The 18590-nt window shown below is 36.6% G+C and carries 10 protein-coding genes and 1 tRNA gene; 3 read left to right on the forward strand and 8 right to left on the reverse strand.

Translation table 11 applies throughout. From position 1 onward, the window contains the following. Positions 1 to 1433 precede the first annotated feature (1433 nt). The 4 genes from BW946_RS16550 to BW946_RS16565 form a co-directional block, all read right to left on the reverse strand. Positions 1434 to 4955 (reverse strand): PAS domain S-box protein, encoded by a 3522-nt coding sequence (locus BW946_RS16550; protein ID WP_076597220.1) that lies wholly within the window; start codon positions 4953 to 4955, stop codon positions 1434 to 1436. Between the two features lie 2 nt (positions 4956 to 4957). Continuing rightward, positions 4958 to 6103: an FIST signal transduction protein gene (locus BW946_RS16555; RefSeq protein ID WP_076597221.1), complete on the reverse strand. Its 1146-nt coding sequence runs from the start codon at positions 6101 to 6103 to the stop codon at positions 4958 to 4960. Positions 6104 to 6864: 761 nt separating this feature from the next. Continuing rightward, positions 6865 to 11487, reverse strand: coding sequence for an FG-GAP-like repeat-containing protein (locus tag BW946_RS16560; protein ID WP_076597222.1), 4623 nt, complete (start codon positions 11485 to 11487; stop codon positions 6865 to 6867). 529 nt (positions 11488 to 12016) lie between these two features. After that, positions 12017 to 12090: transfer RNA gene (locus BW946_RS16565), tRNA-Arg, on the reverse strand. Between the two features lie 59 nt (positions 12091 to 12149). On the opposite strand from BW946_RS16565, the gene BW946_RS16570 reads away from it, so the two are divergent. The 3 genes from BW946_RS16570 to BW946_RS16580 are packed head-to-tail and all read left to right on the forward strand — an operon-like array spanning position 12150 to position 15928. Further along, positions 12150 to 13196 carry an ABC transporter substrate-binding protein gene (locus BW946_RS16570; protein WP_076597223.1) on the forward strand — a complete coding sequence of 349 codons (1047 nt, stop codon included), beginning with the start codon at positions 12150 to 12152 and terminating at the stop codon, positions 13194 to 13196. 43 nt (positions 13197 to 13239) lie between these two features. Further along, the gene (gene mtgA, locus BW946_RS16575; RefSeq protein ID WP_034699571.1) at positions 13240 to 13884 is read left to right on the forward strand and encodes a monofunctional biosynthetic peptidoglycan transglycosylase; all 645 of its coding nucleotides are present in this window, start codon (positions 13240 to 13242) and stop codon (positions 13882 to 13884) included. A gap of 13 nt (positions 13885 to 13897) precedes the next feature. Beyond that, on the forward strand, positions 13898 to 15928 hold the full coding sequence (locus tag BW946_RS16580; protein WP_076597224.1) for a recombinase: 2031 nt from the start codon (positions 13898 to 13900) through the stop codon (positions 15926 to 15928). 72 nt (positions 15929 to 16000) lie between these two features. Here the strand turns inward: BW946_RS16580 and BW946_RS21470 are convergent, their stop codons facing one another. The 4 genes from BW946_RS21470 to BW946_RS16600 form a co-directional block, all read right to left on the reverse strand. Further along, positions 16001 to 16168 (reverse strand): hypothetical protein, encoded by a 168-nt coding sequence (locus BW946_RS21470; protein ID WP_170872094.1) that lies wholly within the window; start codon positions 16166 to 16168, stop codon positions 16001 to 16003. Positions 16169 to 16275: 107 nt separating this feature from the next. Beyond that, on the reverse strand, positions 16276 to 16569 hold the full coding sequence (locus BW946_RS16590) for a hypothetical protein (protein WP_076597226.1): 294 nt from the start codon (positions 16567 to 16569) through the stop codon (positions 16276 to 16278). 165 nt (positions 16570 to 16734) lie between these two features. Continuing rightward, the gene (gene recF / locus BW946_RS16595) at positions 16735 to 17814 is read right to left on the reverse strand and encodes a DNA replication/repair protein RecF (protein ID WP_076597227.1); all 1080 of its coding nucleotides are present in this window, start codon (positions 17812 to 17814) and stop codon (positions 16735 to 16737) included. Between the two features lie 3 nt (positions 17815 to 17817). After that, positions 17818 to 18573, reverse strand: a complete 756-nt coding sequence (locus tag BW946_RS16600; protein ID WP_076597228.1) for a UbiA prenyltransferase family protein — start codon at positions 18571 to 18573, stop codon at positions 17818 to 17820. Positions 18574 to 18590: the final 17 nt, after the last annotated feature.

Below are 18590 nucleotides of genomic sequence, written 5' to 3' on the forward strand. Positions count from 1 at the left end.
GTTCTCAACCAATTTATGCTTATTTTTGAAGAAAGGCTCAGATTATAAAATCCAAGCCCTGACTTTTTAACTTACACACTTTGTGGGATAGTGTCATTGCTAATTTTCTCGGATCTTTTTTTCCAAATAAGTTTAAACAACTTCTAAGTAAAAGATTTAGTATTTAAACTGTTTTTTGTTTTTATGAATATCAATATTTCCAGAAACGATTTGCTAAGCATTGTAATTAAACACAATTGACAACTGTTTTTAAAAAAACTGACATTCCTCTACAAACATACTATATTATGATGTTTCACCTCGATTTGTGGTTTGTATTACAGTAGATTTAATGAAACTGATTTTATTATGCAATATTTCTGTATTTATTAATGATTTTATTTGATTATTAATAAAAAATAGGATTATCGAGCTTCATATCTGTGAAAAATTACTAATAGAGGCGACCAAAGTAGCACATATTAATTAAATACTAACTTCTTGCCAATGTTTTGAACATGTAAACAAGTGAGAGCATTTTAATATTTTTGGTTAGCGAACGAGACAATTAATAGCAAGCATATTTTTGTAGAGATTCTCTAATCCTTTTGTTCGCTTCATTGGTTTCCCATTCTGAGTTGGCAGCTGCTTTAGTTTTGTTGACTTTCATAGGCCTCTTCTTGATCTTATCATTATTTTGAAGGAAAAAACATTTTACCTATTTCTGTGTTTGGTATTATATAAAAGAGAAGAGATTTAAACATGTTTATTTGCTATACTATGATTTTGCTTTTATCACTATTAATCATATAAATTCTGATCAATATATTCCAAAAGTGCCGAATTTTATTTTACAAAAAATTGATATTCCGGGTTTTGACAAATTATTAAACAATGAATTGCTTGAAAAACTAAAACAAATCGTTATCGGATAAGAATTAAAAACATTTATATCAAACGTAAACAGAAAGATTGCAGTTTAAGTTTAAAACTTCGGTTCGTAAAAGAAATTGAGACTGGGTAACCTATCATTAGCATTTGCTGCAAGAAATATGATATACAATACTCCTGGCTAAGAATTTTAAACAGTTTAAGATTGGCATACATCTCAAATCCTCCTGTTTTTGAAACTATTTTCAGCAAAGTATTCTGGTCTTTGTCCACCAGAATCAAGATAGGATTTTTCACTTTTCACATTACAGCGATCTTTTTATTGAGAACTTTTACATCCACAATTGAATTTACGAGTCATTTTTTCAGTTTTGTTTTGATGTCATTCTTTAATTCAGAACCGTTTTTCCAACCGCAGGCGTTGTTTCCAATCTTGAAATTTCGATATTGCCGGACTTGTCACCTCAATATCTTTATTAGTATTTTTTATTTAAAATACTGAAAATAAATATTTTAAATAAAAAAGCCAGATTCATAGATTAATTCCGTATTTTACAAATTCCTCAGTCCAGTTCGAGTTTCAATTGCTGAACAGCAGTTTCCAAAGTTTTCCTTATTTCCATAAAATGATGATAAAGGACAGGCAGCTCTTCTGTCATTTCCTTCGCATCGATCTCAAGCTTTTTAACGCTTTCGTCTAAAGAATAGATTCCGACACCTTGTATGCCCGGCTTGATTTTGTGGACGAGCCTTGCAATCTCTGCATTATCTTTGTTAATGAATGCGTTTTCAATCAACGGCATTGTTTCTTCGGTCTGCGTGATGAATATGGAAATCATTTTTTTTACGAAATCATTGTCTCCGCGGCTTAGTGCCTGAATATTTTTAAGATCATATACTATTTCGCTCATATCGGATGAATTAATGTTGGTTGTTTTTTCGCTTCTTGTATATTGGTAGATTATCTCGAGAAGATCTTCTTCATTGAAAGGTTTGGTGACATAGGCGTTCATTCCTGCTGAAATGCAGTTGTCAATTTCAGTTTTAAAAGCATTTGCGGTGAGGGCAATGATAGGGGTTGTACATCCCAGTTCATTCCTCAGGATCTTGGTGGTCTCTATTCCATCCAGCTCCGGCATCTGAATATCCATCAGTATAATATCAAATTCCTGCTTCGAAAGGATTTCTAATGCCATCCTTCCGTTGTCTGCCTTGGTAACCCGGCATCCGAAGTAGGTAAGCGATCGTTCTGCAACCAGCTGATTAAGCTCATTGTCTTCCACCAGAAGAACGCTGGTTTCTTTTACAGAAATATCCTCTGCCTGTTTGATATTTTTTGAAGGGCAATTTTCTTTACCTTTATCGAGATTTAAGAGTATCGTGATCTCTGTTCCTACATTTTTTTCGCTTTTGATCTGTATTTCTCCCTTCATAAGGCCAATCAGCTGCTTTGTAATTGCCATACCAAGCCCGGTACCTCCGTATTTTCTTGAGACCGAGCTGTCTTCCTGATTGAATTTTTTAAAAATATGCTTTATATAATCTTCAGTCATTCCGATCCCTGTGTCGGTAATACAGATAGAAACGTGCTGATAATTTTTAAAATCTTTGAGCACTTTACACGTTATGGTTATTTTTCCTTTATTCGTAAACTTCAGCGAATTACCAACTATATTGAATAAGATCTGCTCGATCTTCAAAGAGTCTCCCTTCAGTTCAGAAGAAAGATTTTCCGGGAATTGAGTCTCCAGTTTTATCTTTTTCTGCTTAGCTTTCGGGCTTAAGATTGTGATCACTTTCTTAATACTTTCTGCAAGAGAGAAGCTATGGTTGTCCAGGGTCATCTCACCGGATTCTATTTTGGAAATGTCCAGAATATTGTTGATAATGGAAAGAAGATGCTCCGAGGCATTATAGCTGTTGTCTACAAACTGCCTCTGAGTGTTGGTAAGTTCAAGTCTTTTCAGCTCCCGTAAAAAACCGATGATGGCATTCAGGGGTGTTCTGATCTCGTGGCTCATATTGGCCAGAAAAACTTCTTTTGCCTTTGAAGCTTCAAGCGCATTGGCCTTTTCCTGCATCAGGTCTTCTTCCAGTTTTTTCTGGTCTGTGATATCGAGATGGATTCCTATAGACCCGAGCTGATTGCCGTTGTCATCATAATTAGGTGCGCCGCTGATCGCCCACCATCTGATTTCACCTCGCTTGTTTTTTACAGGCATCTGATACACACTTGAAACCCCTTTTTTGCGCAATTGGATTTGCTCTTTGACAAACTCAAAATTATGGTCACCATGTAAAAATAAAAGCATAGGATTTTTGCCGATTAACTCATCTGCATCGTAGCCGGATACATTGCAAAAGCTCTGATTGGCATAACGAATGGTCTCGTTGTTGTCTACTTCCAGCAGCCCCAGATTCATATTGGCAATAATATTCCGGTATTTTTCCTCCTGTCTTTTCAAATGATCCTCCGCTTTTTTTCTTTCGGAAATGTCTTTTAGAAAATAACAATAATGTTTGTCACTATTCTGCACCACTTCAATAACTGACATTTCCACTGTTAGTTGTTCTCCGTTAGCTTTAATCACATTGCGCTCCAGTTGTTTGTTGAGCATAGATCTGAAAGGTATGTTTTCCGTTTTGGGAATAATCTTGTCATTGATCTGCTGACCTTCCATCTCTTTTTCGGTCCATCCGAAAGTTGATGCTGCACTTCTGTTCCAGAATGTAATCTTGCCTTTCTGGTCGGTGATAATAATAGCATTCATGGCGGAATCCATGATCATTCTGTGGCGTTCCTCACTTTGTTTCAGAAGATTTTGGGTGATGACACGTTCTGTTATATCATTATATTTCCAGAGATGCCCTTTGTAATGGTCATTAATAAAGATGGGGATATAATCTCTTTCGAGAAACCTGCCGTCTTTTGTTTCCAAAAGTTCATTGGTAACCAGCTCTCTCTTCTTAAGGATTTCATTAATTCTCTGCACAAAGTATGCTTCGTTTTTAAAGAGAGCTTTAGACTGCTCCGCAGAGTTAGTGCAGTCTGCGCCAATCATATCATCTGAAGAAACCGGGATATTGAACATCCTGCAGAACAGATTATTGGTGAAAACGATTTTTCTTTTTTCATCTTCCATTAATATTCCGAACTGTAGATTAGCCAGTAGTTTCTTCAAGATCTGCACAGTTTTCGATAGATCCCTTTCAAGAAAAATACGTTCTCTCACGTTCACAAGAACCTGTGTGAAGATGGTAAGAAGATTCTTTTCGGTATCGGATACCTGGTGATGATTCTTAACGAAATCAAAACCTACAAAGCCCAGACATTCATTTTGCAGCATTGCAGGAATGACCAGCAGGCTTTTGATATCCTGCTCCAGTAAAATGCCCTTAAGATCGCTTTCCGGCAATTCCTGAACATTGGGATAGTAGATGGTTTCTCCTTTTTTATTAATTTCCACCCATTCACTGATCATTTCCAAAGGCATATCCTGGAGATTTTCTATTTGCGGACTTACCCCTTCATTACAGTATTCAAAAATATTTGAGCAGGTACCTTTTGAAAAGTCGTATTTGAAAATATATGCCCTGTCTGCCTTTACAAATTCAGACATTTCCTGGAGGGACTTCTGAATGCTTTCCGACACTTTTTCGATCGGGATATTAATATATTCTGAAGAAATATCCATGAGAAGATGCTGGAAATCAAGCTGCTTATTAAGCTGTTCCTGTAGGAAAATTCTTTTTTTCAATAACTCTTTAACGTAAGATGACAATTCAGTAAGATCTTCAGAATCCTGATTTTCAACGGAGGGATCAAGAATTTTTATAAACTCATAAAGGCTGGAGATCGATTTCTGTTTGAGCTCGTTCTCATTTTTAAGATCCTGGTAGAGATCCAGGTATTCCTCCTCGCTTTGTTTGAATGCATGATTCATCAGTTCTTTATCCCTTTCAAAAGATTTATAAGACTGATTGACTGCGCGAATGAAATTTTTGAATTGCGGATGAGACTTACACTCTTCTGTAAGATGTTTGTTGATCTGTCTGTTGAGCAGATTGTGAAACTCGGGTTCCATAATTATTCTGTTTCATTTAATGTAGTAATGGTAATGGTCTGGTTGTGAAGTACACAGTCATCAAACGGCTTCAATGGAGAAATTTCTCCATAGGAATAAAAACCTGAGATCATTGTCTGCGGACCAAAGATGTCTCTCACTATTTCCACCTCCTCGCTGATGCGTTCGCCCAGAACCAGTTTCCTTCCCACACAACTGATGATGACAGCCATTTTGGGGCTGTGATTACGATTTATTTCAAGACATTCTTTTGCGGCGGCACTGGCAGCATCGGTTAATCTGTCCATATTAGCCTTCATAAATCTTACTTTGCCTCCTTCAGGTAGATCACCGGCGAAAATCATCATATTGTTTTTTTCATTGATGGACAGGATTGTTCTTACCACGTGAGTGTCATCTTCTGAAGACCTTATAGACAAAGGGAAGAGCAGGGCAGAGCCAGGCAGTTCTTCGGCATATTTTCCAAGATATTTTTTGTAAAGGTCCAGTGCATTTTTATGGTCTATCTCATACAGAATATTATTATATGATTGGGTAACGGTTCTTTCCAATCCAAAACTTTCCCAGCCTCCACAGGAAGAGTGGGATAATTCCAGATGATCACCGTAAAAGCCAATTGCCACTATTTTATTGGGCTTTGGTGTCTGGTTGAGACCTACGGATGTTTTTTCAAAACGATCTCCGTCTCCTGCCAATCCACCTGACACCAATACATGGGGTGGACGTATCTTGTTGATGCCTTCTACGAGCTGACTTCCATTGACCTTGCTTCCGTCGGACAGTACAAAGACCCATTTCAGATCTTCTTTGTCAAGGTTTTGCATCAATGCGCAGCCTGCGTCAAAACTGTTTTGGAAATCTTCAATATCGATCTGTGTACTTTTGATCTGTGATCTTGAAAAACCAATAGCGGTCAATGCAATCGTGTTATCATGTACTTCATTGGAAAATATTTCTCCGGAAGAAGAGGACAGCGCAATATCGGCATTGGGGAATTTCTTCTTTAAAAGCAAAAAGAAATCACTCTTCTCAATAATGGCCCTGGCACCATATCCAAGGATCAACTGAGCCTTATGATAGTCAAGGTTTTCATCATTCCTTTCAGTAATCCATTCTCCGTCTGAAAAAAGTAATTTGGCGACTTTCATAGTTATTATTTGTTTTTTTTTTAGTTTTTTAATTTTTTGGTTTCAGCATTGTTCATCAGGTTATAGATCGTTAATTTGCCTATATTAAGAATCTTTGCAGTCTTGATGACATCATTGTTATTTTTGATTAGAAAATGAAGAATAATTTCTGTTGTGTATTCCTTGAGTGTTTTTTGCTGATCAAGTAAGACTTCAGACTCCTTATCGGGGCTGTAAAAACATCATCATCAACTAAGAATATTTTGGTCATTGTGGTGTGTTAAAAATATACTCTTAAAAATAATAGTTTTTCTTCATATAATGACATTTTTTATTTTATTAAATATCAATAATGGTTTATTTTAGAATGTTTTTGAATTTTATGACCTTCCGATGTGTAATTCATTAAATCACAGTAGCGCAAGATCTTTTATGAATCAGTACTCTTTTCAAGAAATAAATATATTTTTCCGTATAATTTGCTTTATTCTGTCTGTCAAAAATGCAGGCGATTAAAAAGGAAAGGCTGTGTTTGCAGGAAGGAACTTAATTATTGAAATATTTTGATTGGCACTGTAAATCTATTAGGAAAATTACTACCCGGATAAATTTAATCTTCCTACCGGTGATGATCTACCTGAGAGGTAAAAAAACCATCCGAAATTTCGAATGGTTTGGTATTGAAGGGTTAAACTATTTTGGCCTAACTTTTTCGATGGTTTATATTTTCAACTCCCGTTCCTTTATGGTCCGATTTGATTAGGAAAACGAAAGAATCTGAATTATCTTTTAAATTTGACCAGCATTTTCCTTGTGTAGGATTTATTTTCCGAGTCGGTAACCTTCAGCAGATAATAGCCTTTAATTTCCAATGGAAGATCAATTCTCACTTCTTCTGACGGGCTGAAATTCTTTTCTAAAACGCGGACACCATTAAGATCGAAAACATCAGCCTTTACGATCTGTTTTCTTGTATATTCTGATCCTTTTCGGTGTTCCAGTCTTATAAAGGCGACATCATTTACCGGATTCGGATACAGCTGGACAACCGTAAGTTCTTCTTCTCTTGCTTTGGACTGGATTGTATTGGTTACGGTGTTGGTTCTCATTGTTTTTTCATCATCAAAGGCAATAACAGCGCTGTTAATAATTTTTGTTTCTTCAGCCAGGCCTTTTTTAGGAAGAACAGAGAATGTTACATATCCTTGGGATGCTTTTGAATCTTTTTCAGTAGGAGGCAGGAATACGTTTTCCCATTTGAAAGTAACCTTATTGCCAACAATTTCCGTCGAAATATTATCGTGGCTTGTAGAGACTATTTTGAAGGTATTCATATCGAGTTCCTGCGGCATTGTGTCAACAATCGATACATTTTGGGCAGCAAAATTCCCTACATTTTCAAATCTTATAGTATAGGTAAGCATTTGATCAGGCAGAATATAACCTTCTTCGCCGTAACCTTTAGGATAAACCAAAATATCGTTGGGGTCTATTGCGCCGTACACATTGTATTTTTGGATCAATGTATTGTCTTCCAGATTGCAGTCTGTGGAAGCATTTACAATTTCACCTTTGAATTCAAGTTCATCATTAATCAAAACTGATGCACCTGTACCTGTCATAAAGCTTATCACCTTGTTATTGAAAGGATTCAGCGCTCCCAAAGCCCAGGAATATCTTGTATAATTTTTAGCATTTACTACAAATGTTTCCTGTTGTGTAATAGGAGAGGAAGGACTCGAGATGCTTACTGTTGAAGGAACTACAAAATTCAGCACGCTGGAAGCAGAAACATTCCGAGACTGGTTGCTCACAACTATTTTAAATTGATTATTGGTATAACCTTTTCTGATGGCAGTTCCTCCCATATTGATTTTCAAATCTGTATTATTGCAGGCAGACGTTGCAGGAATGTATATTTGCTGTGAAGCCTGATAATTGGTCAGGTCAAATAGTTTAGACCCTGCATTCAGTCCGTTTTCTGCTAAGATCTGTAACTCTACATTATTTTGAGTGGTATAAAAGCTGAACGTTCCTGCATCATTCGAATATACTTTGGCGTTTGTGGGCACCACTTTTATGGCAGCTCTTGAGACAGTTGGCTCAGTGTCTTGTTTTACCCCGTCATTGTTGCTGTCAAAATATACGATCCCTTTTACTTTTAGCTGTTGAGGTTCAATGATTTCTAGGATCTGATTGACCGAAACATTATTTATTTTCTGGATAATTCCGCTTGCCCATTTCACCGTGATGCTATTAATTGCTGTGGCATTTCCTAAACCAAAATGCTGCGTATAACTGCTTTGTCCTCCAAAACCACTTTGGCTGTTCACCTCTCTCATCTGCGTTTTGGTTCCGGTTTCAACAAATATTTTTGTTCCGATGGCAGAGCCGTTGCTCTCAGTGGCTTTTAAATTAATTTCAATCCATTTATTGGTATTTCCGTTGTTGACAAAAATATGATTTTTCTGATTGGAATGCGTTGCCACTGCCAGGTCTAAATCTCCGTCATGATCATAATCGCTCCAGGCATGACCAAAAGAAAGCCCGAAGTTGTAGGTAATAGCTTCATCTCTGTTTTCGGTAAAATTTCCGTTTCCATCGTTAAAATAAAGAAACTTTCTGATCTTATCATTGGTGACAAATAGATCCAGATCTCCGTCATTGTCAATATCTGCAAAGCTGCATCCGTGAGAACTACCTCCCTGATTAACAACAGAATTGGTCACTTTCTGAAAATTTCCGTTTCCTAAATTTTTATACAGGAAATTGGTAGTTGTATTGGAATTGGTAACAAATAAATCTAAATCGCCGTCATTATCAATATCTCCCCAGCAGCTTCCCACGGATTTTCCCCCTTCCTGGTTGATGATATTGTTTTTCTTGGAAAAAGTACCGTTCCCATCGTTATGGAATAAAGAATTTTTACTGCCAATACCATTAGGCACAAACAGATCCATTAATCCATCCTGATCGTAATCTGCCCAGGTTGGTCCAAGAGAAGAGTTAGCTTCCAGTGGAATAGCATCTGTAGCTTCTTTTACAAAACTTCCCGTGTTGTTATTTCGGTGCAGTTCGTTGTATTTTGTTGGGAAATAATTACACATAAATACATCCGCTTTGTTATCATTATCATAATCCGCAAAGGCACCGCCGTGGTAATAAGAAACATCCTGGGTGAAAGATTTGGTATTGTCTGCTACCAAAGTTCCGTTATCATTTCTGTAGAATTTATTAGGGTTTCTTGTATTATTAAGAACCAGAAGGTCTTCATCCCCATCATTGTCCACATCTGCCCATGTACTGCTCATCGATACGCCATCCTCAGGTAAAGTCTGTCCGGCGGTAAAACCTCCTGTTTTATTATTCATAAAGATCAAATTAGGTGCGGTAAGTCCCATATCTGTCACATAAAGATCGTCGTATCCGTCATTATTGATGTCTACCCAGCTGATCGTCCAGGAGTTGGTTGTAAAATAATCAAATAATGGATTATCCAACCGGGAAAATATAAGCTTGGAGGTATTGGAGGTCTGTACAGAGACTGAATTGGCTATAGTAGATTGCTGCGTCTCTCCATTCACCTTTCCGGTAATAACGGTTTCTACGGTCGTATTAAGGGTAGTCCCTACCAATTCCCCATTATTGGCTCCCACGGTGGCCACCACTTTTGTTTCAACCTTATATGTGGAATTGGGTTGGAGGGTCGGCAAATTATTGTATGTTACCGTTGTTTTGTCATTGAGTTCTGTAACAGTCCCCTGTGTTTGGGATTGATTGGGATTGATCAATTTGGATTCGACCACTTTCAGCCCTTCCTGTACGATAACCTCAACTGAGGGTGTGGTTACTTCTCCGCTGGTTTTGATTTGAGAGATCACGGTCGCCTGTTCGGCAGGGATCAGTGTGTCATCACTAACAATGCTTGTCTGGGTGAAAGAATGTCCCAGTGAGCTTCCCGTATAACACATCCAGTTATCATTGAAATTGCTGTTCATCACGGCAATATCATTATTGCTTTGAACGATTAAATACGGTCTTTCCGATCCGGAAGGTGTTCCTGTCCCGTTATAAAATGCTTTCCATTCAGTTAGACTTATAGAGCAGTCGGCATACTTTTCAGGTGCAATGGTAAATGTTTTGCTGAATTTTGTTCCATTTGTTAAAGCATCTTTTACAGTTACGGTAGCGCCTGCCTTTGAGAACAAATACAGATGAGAAAAGGAACCATTGTACTTTGAACCCGTCAGCGGGTTGGTGACATTGATTTCATTTCCCGGAGGCGCAATATACGTTAGGAAGTTTTTCCCTGCTGTTGTTCCGCTTTCGGAAGAGACCATCGTTGCCATATCGGAGGTACCGGGAGAACCAGTTTCAAACCAGTTTCCTTCAAAAACAGACACTTTTTTCCCTGCTGAGCAGCTAATTCTGAAAACGGTGGGATAAGAAACATTCCCATTGGATTTTCCCACCCAGTCTCCCGCGGCCAATCGGTTAAGGGAGAAGGTTTTCACGGAGACCCAATTCCCGTTCACATAACGATCCAGATTTACCGTATTGGCGTTGTCCCAACTGACGATCCTGATTTCCTGCTCACCCGCCGCCTGGTAGGGAACAGTGAAATACATCAGCTCTCCGGAAGAACTTCCATTGGAGGTAGGAACATAGCCGCCACCGTCCCGTTCATTTCCGAATAAGGCACCATACTGCATGGTTACGGGCTTGTTAGCAATCAGCATATAGGTTTCTCCGGATATCATTGCATCCCTTCCTTCCGCAGAGTTATAAATTAAATCCTGGCCTACGTTTATCGTTTTGGAAAAGACCTTCACTGCATTTTCTGCATTGACATCGGTAAATCCCGTATTGGTTTTGGGCTGGGTAGAAATTTTATAAAAATCGATAACCGTATTATTTTGATACGCAAATACATTGATGTCTCTGTTAGAAGATGATATCATTGGAGCATATACAATAAATTTCTGTCCTATAGAACTCTTATCCACGCTCGGAATCCAGTCATGCTGCCAGTCACTGTTCGTGCTTTGGGAGGCATATACCAGTTTATTGGATTTTACGATAAAATAATCTCCGTCCCATTTTAAAACACCACCGGAAGCATACCGGGCATCATCATTGATACCGTTGTCCTTGATGTAGAGAACATAACTCTGTCCTGCTTTTAAGATCCCTGACTTGGAATCATCCGTATCTCCGTCCGCACCATCATCAATAATATTAAATTCAGTATCATCGTAGATGGCGGTCACAATCAGGCAGACATTTCTCTGCACTGCGTCATTATTCGGAGGAACGTAGATCTGAAAATAAGTGGAAGGTTCCCCTGTTGCGTAAAGATCATTTATCCCTAAAAAAAGAATAAATAAAAAGAATAAATTTTTCATAGCTGATAATTATTTAACATATTAAACGATAATCAACAGATATGCTTGAATTTTTAAAATACTGTATATCAAGTATTTATATGTGCGTGTTTCAAGGAAGAAAATTCCAAAATATAGACTTTTTTCATTTTTTGGAAAATCTATCTGAAATGCTATGTATAATCTATTTACTATTATAGATGTCATTACAAATGCTGATTCAGATTTGATCCGGACAAATTAAACGAACTCTTTAAAACGGAAATTTTTAAACTGGAATACAATCCAATTATCAAAGAGCTTATGAAAGAAATATTTTTAGATAACTATAAACAGTTCACTTGCGATATAGAATTTAAGAGAAAGTCAATTTCAAAAGAGATCAATTTACTTAATGAAAAGGTTGCTTTCCCCCAAAAGTAGAATTTGACGGAAAAAGTTTTCAAACACCTAAAATGAATATTGTTGCTCAATGTATCTGCCAGTATAACAACGGATTAGGAAATAAAAAACCGACATCGAAGAGTAAAATCTTCAAATGTCGGTCTTGTGACCTCGACAGGATTCAAACCTGTAACCTTCTGAGCCGTAATCAGATGCGCTATTCAGTTGCGCCACGAGGCCTTTTGTTATCTTCTTGATTAACGGTTGCAAATATACCACTTTTTTCCGTTCTTTGAAACATGAAACAGAAAATTTTACTTTTATTCACGGTCTTCTCGCTAATTGCCTGTAAAAGAGAATCAAAAATTTCGTCCTCAGACTGGACAAATATCTCAAACCGCACCCAATTTAAGGAACATGATGGTATCCTGGAACTGAAATCGGGGAATTTTACTTATAACTTTAAGCAAAATCAAACACCTTTCAAGAAAATAATCCTGTTGAATGCAAGTATGGCCGGCTATATTTCGGAGCTTGGAGCAGAAAATTTAATTATAGGAGTTTCCAGTCCGGAGTATATTTATTCAGAAAAAATTCAGAATCTGATTAAAGAAGGAAAAATTCAGAATGTAGGAAGCGAACAGAAATATGATGTGGAAAAAATTATCTCTATGAAACCGGATGCTATTTTTACCAATCATATTGCAAGTTTTGACAATACTTATGAGCTTTTAAAGAATAATGGTATTCAGGTGATATTTCTGGATGAATACATGGAACAGAAACCTTTGGAAAAAACAGCTTATATCAAAATTTTCGGAGAACTTTTAGGAAAAGAAAAAGAAGCAGAAGCTAAATATCAGGAAGTTGAAAAAAGTTACAGCGATCTGAAACAGCTTGCGTCAAAAGCAAAAGAAAAACCTGTTGTACTTGCCAATGAAATGTATGGAGATGTTTGGTATCTTCCGGGAGGAAATACTTCCGTGGCTCATTATATTTCGGATGCCAACGCCAATTATATCATGAAGGATAATAAAGATGAAAAAGCATTGACAATGAGCTTTGAGGAAGTTTATGCCAAAGCAGGAGGGGTTCAGTACTGGGTAAATGCAGGAAGTCATGCTTCGAAAAAAGAAATGCTGGGCATGAATCCTTTCTATGGGAAGCTGGATGTTTTCAATAAAGGGAAAATGTATACCATTGCGGGAAAAGAAAAACTGAAAGCCAATGATTTCTTCGAAAGCGGCGTAGTAAGAGCAGATTTGATCCTTAAAGATTACATTAAGATCTTCCATCCGGAACTTTTACCGGATTATCAGCTTACTTATATGAAAGAATTGCAGTAACTCGTACTATTTGCTTATTTTTGTCTTTCCTTTTTATCAAGTTATGTGGAAAAAAATTAAACAGCTTATCTTCATCATTCTTGTTTTGAATGTAGTTTTCATTATCTGGGGTAGATTCTTTAATCCGCCCATTACACTTACCCAGATAGGAGGGCTTTTTGAATATGGAAAACTGCATAGAGATTATATTTCCTATGATGAAATGGGAAGTAATGTGAAAAAGGCCGTAATAGCCTCGGAAGACCAGAAATTTTTTGATCATGACGGTTTCGATTATACAGCCATCGAAAAAGCCATGAAATATAATGAGAAAGGCAAAAAAATAAGAGGAGGAAGCACCATTTCCCAGCAAACAGCAAAGAATGTATTTCTATGGCAGGGCAGAAGCTGGGTGAGAAAGGGGCTTGAAGCTGTGTATACTTTCATCATCGAGAAAGTATGGACTAAGGATATTATCCTGGAGAGATACCTGAATTCCATAGAAATGGGGCAGGGAGTATTTGGTGTAGAGGCTGCTGCTCAATATTATTTTGGAAAATCATCCAAAGATTTAAGTACCTCAGATGCAGCCTGGATTGCTGCTGTATTGCCTAATCCAAAGAAGTATGATCCTAAAAACCCATCTCCATATCTAAGAAAGAAACATAATTGGATTATGAGACAGATGAGGAATGTGAGTTTGAAATAGTATCTTTGTCCTAATGAAATTCTTTAATTCCAGCACAAATTTTGAGTCAGTTCTTAAAAAATATTTTTCTTTTAAGAACGAAACTCTTTCTTTAGAACCCTTTGCGGAGTTTCTGGAGACTGTAAAAGAGGCGGACTTCACAGATGTGCTCAATTTCTTCAGAAGCAATCCTAATTTTGCGGACAACTTTAAGTATTATATCCATAATATTTTTAGAGAAAGACCTTTCAACCTTTCCCTGACGGAAGCGAATATTCTTTCAGAAAATGCCTTTTTCCCGGAACTTAAGAAAAGAATACTGAACAAGGTTCTTCCACCCGTTGAAAACGAAAACACGGTGTGGTACATGATCGATAACGTCAGTATGAGACCGAAAAAGGATTTGAAATACCTGCATAATCTTCCTGAAAATGAGATCAATGAATTTTTAAACATGTTGGGAGCTTCGGATTTTATTATCCGCCCTAACGTTAAAAAGGAACTTATTTTCTCAATGAACATCCTTTCCTGGAGGGTAACAGGAATGGCGATGGAAGTGGAAGTAGTAAGAATGGCACCTCAATACAGAAATTTAGACAATCCGTTTCTTGCTCTTCAGAATGAGCTGGAAACATTAGCGGATGATCTGGTAAAAGACCCTGAATTACAGCTGCATTCAAAAGACAGCAGATTTAAGCAGATCAAAATCTATGCAGAGCAATGCCAGGAGTTTGTAAGTATTGCTTTTAAAAATTCAGCCAAATATGGTATTTCAGGAAAGATTAATCAATCCCTGTTAAAAATTCGTCAGCAGACGGAAAGAATATATGAAATTGCTCAGTTATTGGTTATTGATACAGATGAAGATGTTCAGATAAAGTCTAAACAGTTGATTTTTAATATTCTGAATTATAAGTCTCACAAAAATAATATCTCAGACCTGATTAATGACAGCACGCGGCTGATTTCTCACCTTATTACCAATCACACTGCAGAAACTGGTACTCATTATATTACCTCTACCCGTAAGGAATATATGACCATGTTCTACAAAGCGAGTGGCGGTGGGATTATTGTAGGAGCACTTTGTGTTTTGAAAATGCTTTACGGATATATTCCCGGAAGTGATTTTTCACATGCCTTTTTGTATTCCATGAATTATGCAATGGGATTTGTGATGATTTATCTGATGGGCTTTACCCTTGCTACAAAACAGCCTGCAATGACAGCTGCCACGATGACAAAAGTATTATCCGAAGAAGGCAATGCCCAAAGAAACAACACGGAATTTGCCCATTTGGTCTCCAAATTATTCAGAAGTCAGTTTATTGCCTTTGTAGGGAATGTGTTGCTCGCTTTTCCGGTGGCTCTTGCCATTATTTACGGATTGGATGTGTTTTTCTCACAAAATCTTGCTGTAGAACGTTCTGATAAATTGTTAAAAGATCTTGATCCTTTTAAATCAAAAGCTATTCTTCACGCAAGTATTGCCGGATTCTACCTTTTTATTTCCGGGATCATTTCCGGGAATATCGGGAATAACTCTGTGTTTTATCAGATTCCGGAAAGAATTGCCAAAAACCTTTCCATCAGAAGCTTTTTCGGAAAAAAATTCGCAAAAGGACTTTCGAAATATTATGCTAAAAACTGGCCGGGAATCATTTCTAATTTCTGGTTTGGGGTTTTCCTTGGAGCAACTGCTCCGGTCGGAATGTTCTTCGGGCTGGATCTGGATATCAGGCACATTACCTTCGCAGCCGGTAACTTTGCCTTAGGGCTGTATGGAAAAGATTTTTCTGTAGATTCTTATACATTCTGGATGTCTTTTGTAACAGTATTTCTGATTGGTTTCTTCAACTTCCTGGTAAGTTTCAGTTTGTCAATGTTCCTGGCATTCAGGTCAAGAAAGATGAACTTTGGCCAGGTAAGTGAAATCTATAAAGAGATTTTCAGATATTTTACGAAACATCCGCTGAAATTCTTCCTTCCATTACAATCCGGACTGGATAAAAAAGCAGATGATCTCATGAGCAGTACGATTTCCAATAAATCAGAAGAAGATTAATGGTATTTAAATGGTATTTAAAATAAAAAATGCTACCCTCAGGTAGCATTTTTCTATCGTTATAAGTTACTTTTAAAGACAAATAGGAAGTAACGGACATTTTGTAGGTAAAGTTGTCCAGTAAACACATTCGTTCTCGTTAGCACAGCTTACGGCACAGCAGATTTCTCCGATACCACCTCCTTGTATTGTTCTTAAAGTTTTTCTTGTTAGTTTTTTTGATGCAATTGATTTTTTCATGGTAATAATATTTAATATTAAATCTTCACTAAAATACATAATATATTGCATGGAACAAAATAATTTCAATTTTAGTGAATTATTTTAACCATTCAACTGTTTTAATATTATAAAATCTGAAGGTCTTTAAATTTATCCGCTCCGAATTTATCCTGAAATTTCTTGAGATAGAAGCTCTTTCGCATCTTAAAATCATGTTTCAATAAAGGAGAATCAATTTTGATTACGATACATTCATTTTCTATATTGACACTTCTGATTTCTTTGAAAAGACTTTCATCAAGATATTCTTCAAGGAAGTCTTTGATGTCAAAAGCCACAAGTTTATCTTCAAAACCATAAATTCTGGCAAAAGATTTTACCAGCTCAGAGGATTGATATTCACGTTTTTTCTTCTTCATAGTCGTAGTGCGGGTTTCATAGTCGTGATTCGGTTTTTTGAGTTACGTGACTCGGGATATGTTTCGAATGATAAGTTAAGATAAAAAAATCTATAATTTGGAGAATCAGATTTAAATATTTTATGATTTTTAATTATAAATTTTGGTTTCAGAACCTTTTGATGGTTAAACCTCAAAAATTATACTCTCTTCATTGATTTTCTTTACCACATTTTCTGTACGTTCTCTATGAGTATCTGTGATAAAAATCTGTCCGAAACTTTCTTTATTAACCAGCTCAATCAATTGTGAAACCCTTGTATCATCAAGCTTATCAAAGATATCATCAAGCAACAGGATAGGAGTCTTTTTGGTGAGCTCTTTTACAAGACTCATCTGAGCCAGCTTTAAAGAGATCAGGAAAGATTTCTGCTGTCCCTGAGAACCGATTTTCTTGATTAATACATGATCCATTTCAAAAAGAAGATCATCTTTATGAATTCCTTTCGAAGTATAAGTAAGCATACGGTCTTTTTCAAGACTTTCCTTTAAAAGATTTTCAAAAGAATCCTCCAGCAGATGTGATTCGTAAATAACAGATACTGTTTCTTTTCCACCGGAAATAATCTGATAGAAATTCTGAACAATAGGATTGAGCTGTTCTACAAAATCTTTTCTTTTCTTAAATATTTTTGTTCCAAATCTGGTGATCGGGTCATCATAGATTTCCAGAGAATCTTTATCCCATGTTCTGTTTTTGGCAAAATATTTCAGTAAGGCATTTCGCTGCTGGATGGTTTTCTGATAATGAATAAGATCAAAAAGATATTCTGAATCCGTTTGAGAAATCATAGCATCCAGAAACTTACGCCTGCTTTCCCCGGAATCCGAAATAAGATTGGAATCATAGGGAGAAATCATAACACTTGGCAAATATCCGATATGATCTGCAAGCCTGTCATAGCTTTTATCATTCTTTTTGATGACCTTTTTAGCTTCTTTAGGCTGAGTGATTCTGATGATATCTTCATTGTCTTCATTCTGAATTTCAGCATCAATGGTAAAAAAGTCTTCCTCTTGTTTAATATTGTTGAGGTCAGTATTTCCTAAAAAGCTTTTTCCTACGGATAAATAATGCAGGGCATCCAGAATATTGGTCTTTCCCATACCGTTATTTCCCACAAAACAGTTGATTTGCGGGGAAAATTCAAATTTTTTCTCAGAGTGGTTTTTGAAATTGTAGAGGGAAAGCTTCTTGATAATCATTCGTCAAAAATACTCCATTATTACTAAAAATAAAAAAGGAAGTGCGGAACAAGTTTCCACTCCGAATGAGAAATAAGCATCATCTCTTTTATTATCAGAGAAATAGATGAGAATATAAGTTATAATGCTTGCCATAAAAAATGCGAAGGCATACTGAAATTCAAGATAGAAGATCCCAATGATAGTACTGATGAAAACAAGGGTGTAGGCAATGTATTTGGTGTTATCAATACCTATCAGCATAGGAAAGGTTTTTACCGTATCACTATTCATATCCCGGATATCAAAGGGAAGTACTAGAGCCGTAATAAAGAAAAAACTGATCAGAAAAATAGGTATACTGAATTCAGGAAGGGTAAGCCAGCAGTTGACCAATGCCCACACCAATCCTACGTAGAAAACTTTCAGTAAAGGGATTTTCCGGATATAAACATCAAGAAAAAAGCTATTATAAAGTAGTCCCAGCACAACAATAATAAACCATTTTAAAAGTCTTATTTCATTATGATTATGAATGATTAAAAAAGCGCAGACAATTCCTGCAATGGCATTCATGATCACTATTTTGAAAAAGTGTTTGGTGTATTGGTATTTAGTATACAGATAACCACTGAAATAAGTAATGAAAATTAGTGCAAAGGTAGGGAAACGGAATGTGTTTTGCTCTTTCATGAAAAATACTGCAAAAAGAGTTCCCATAAGGGAGACATAAAGCTGACTGTCTATGACGGTTTTTTTCAGTATTTTTAAAATGTTCATTTATCAAAATTAATATA

This window comes from Chryseobacterium sp. RU33C (assembly GCF_900156015.1).
Taxonomy (GTDB): domain Bacteria; phylum Bacteroidota; class Bacteroidia; order Flavobacteriales; family Weeksellaceae; genus Chryseobacterium; species Chryseobacterium candidae.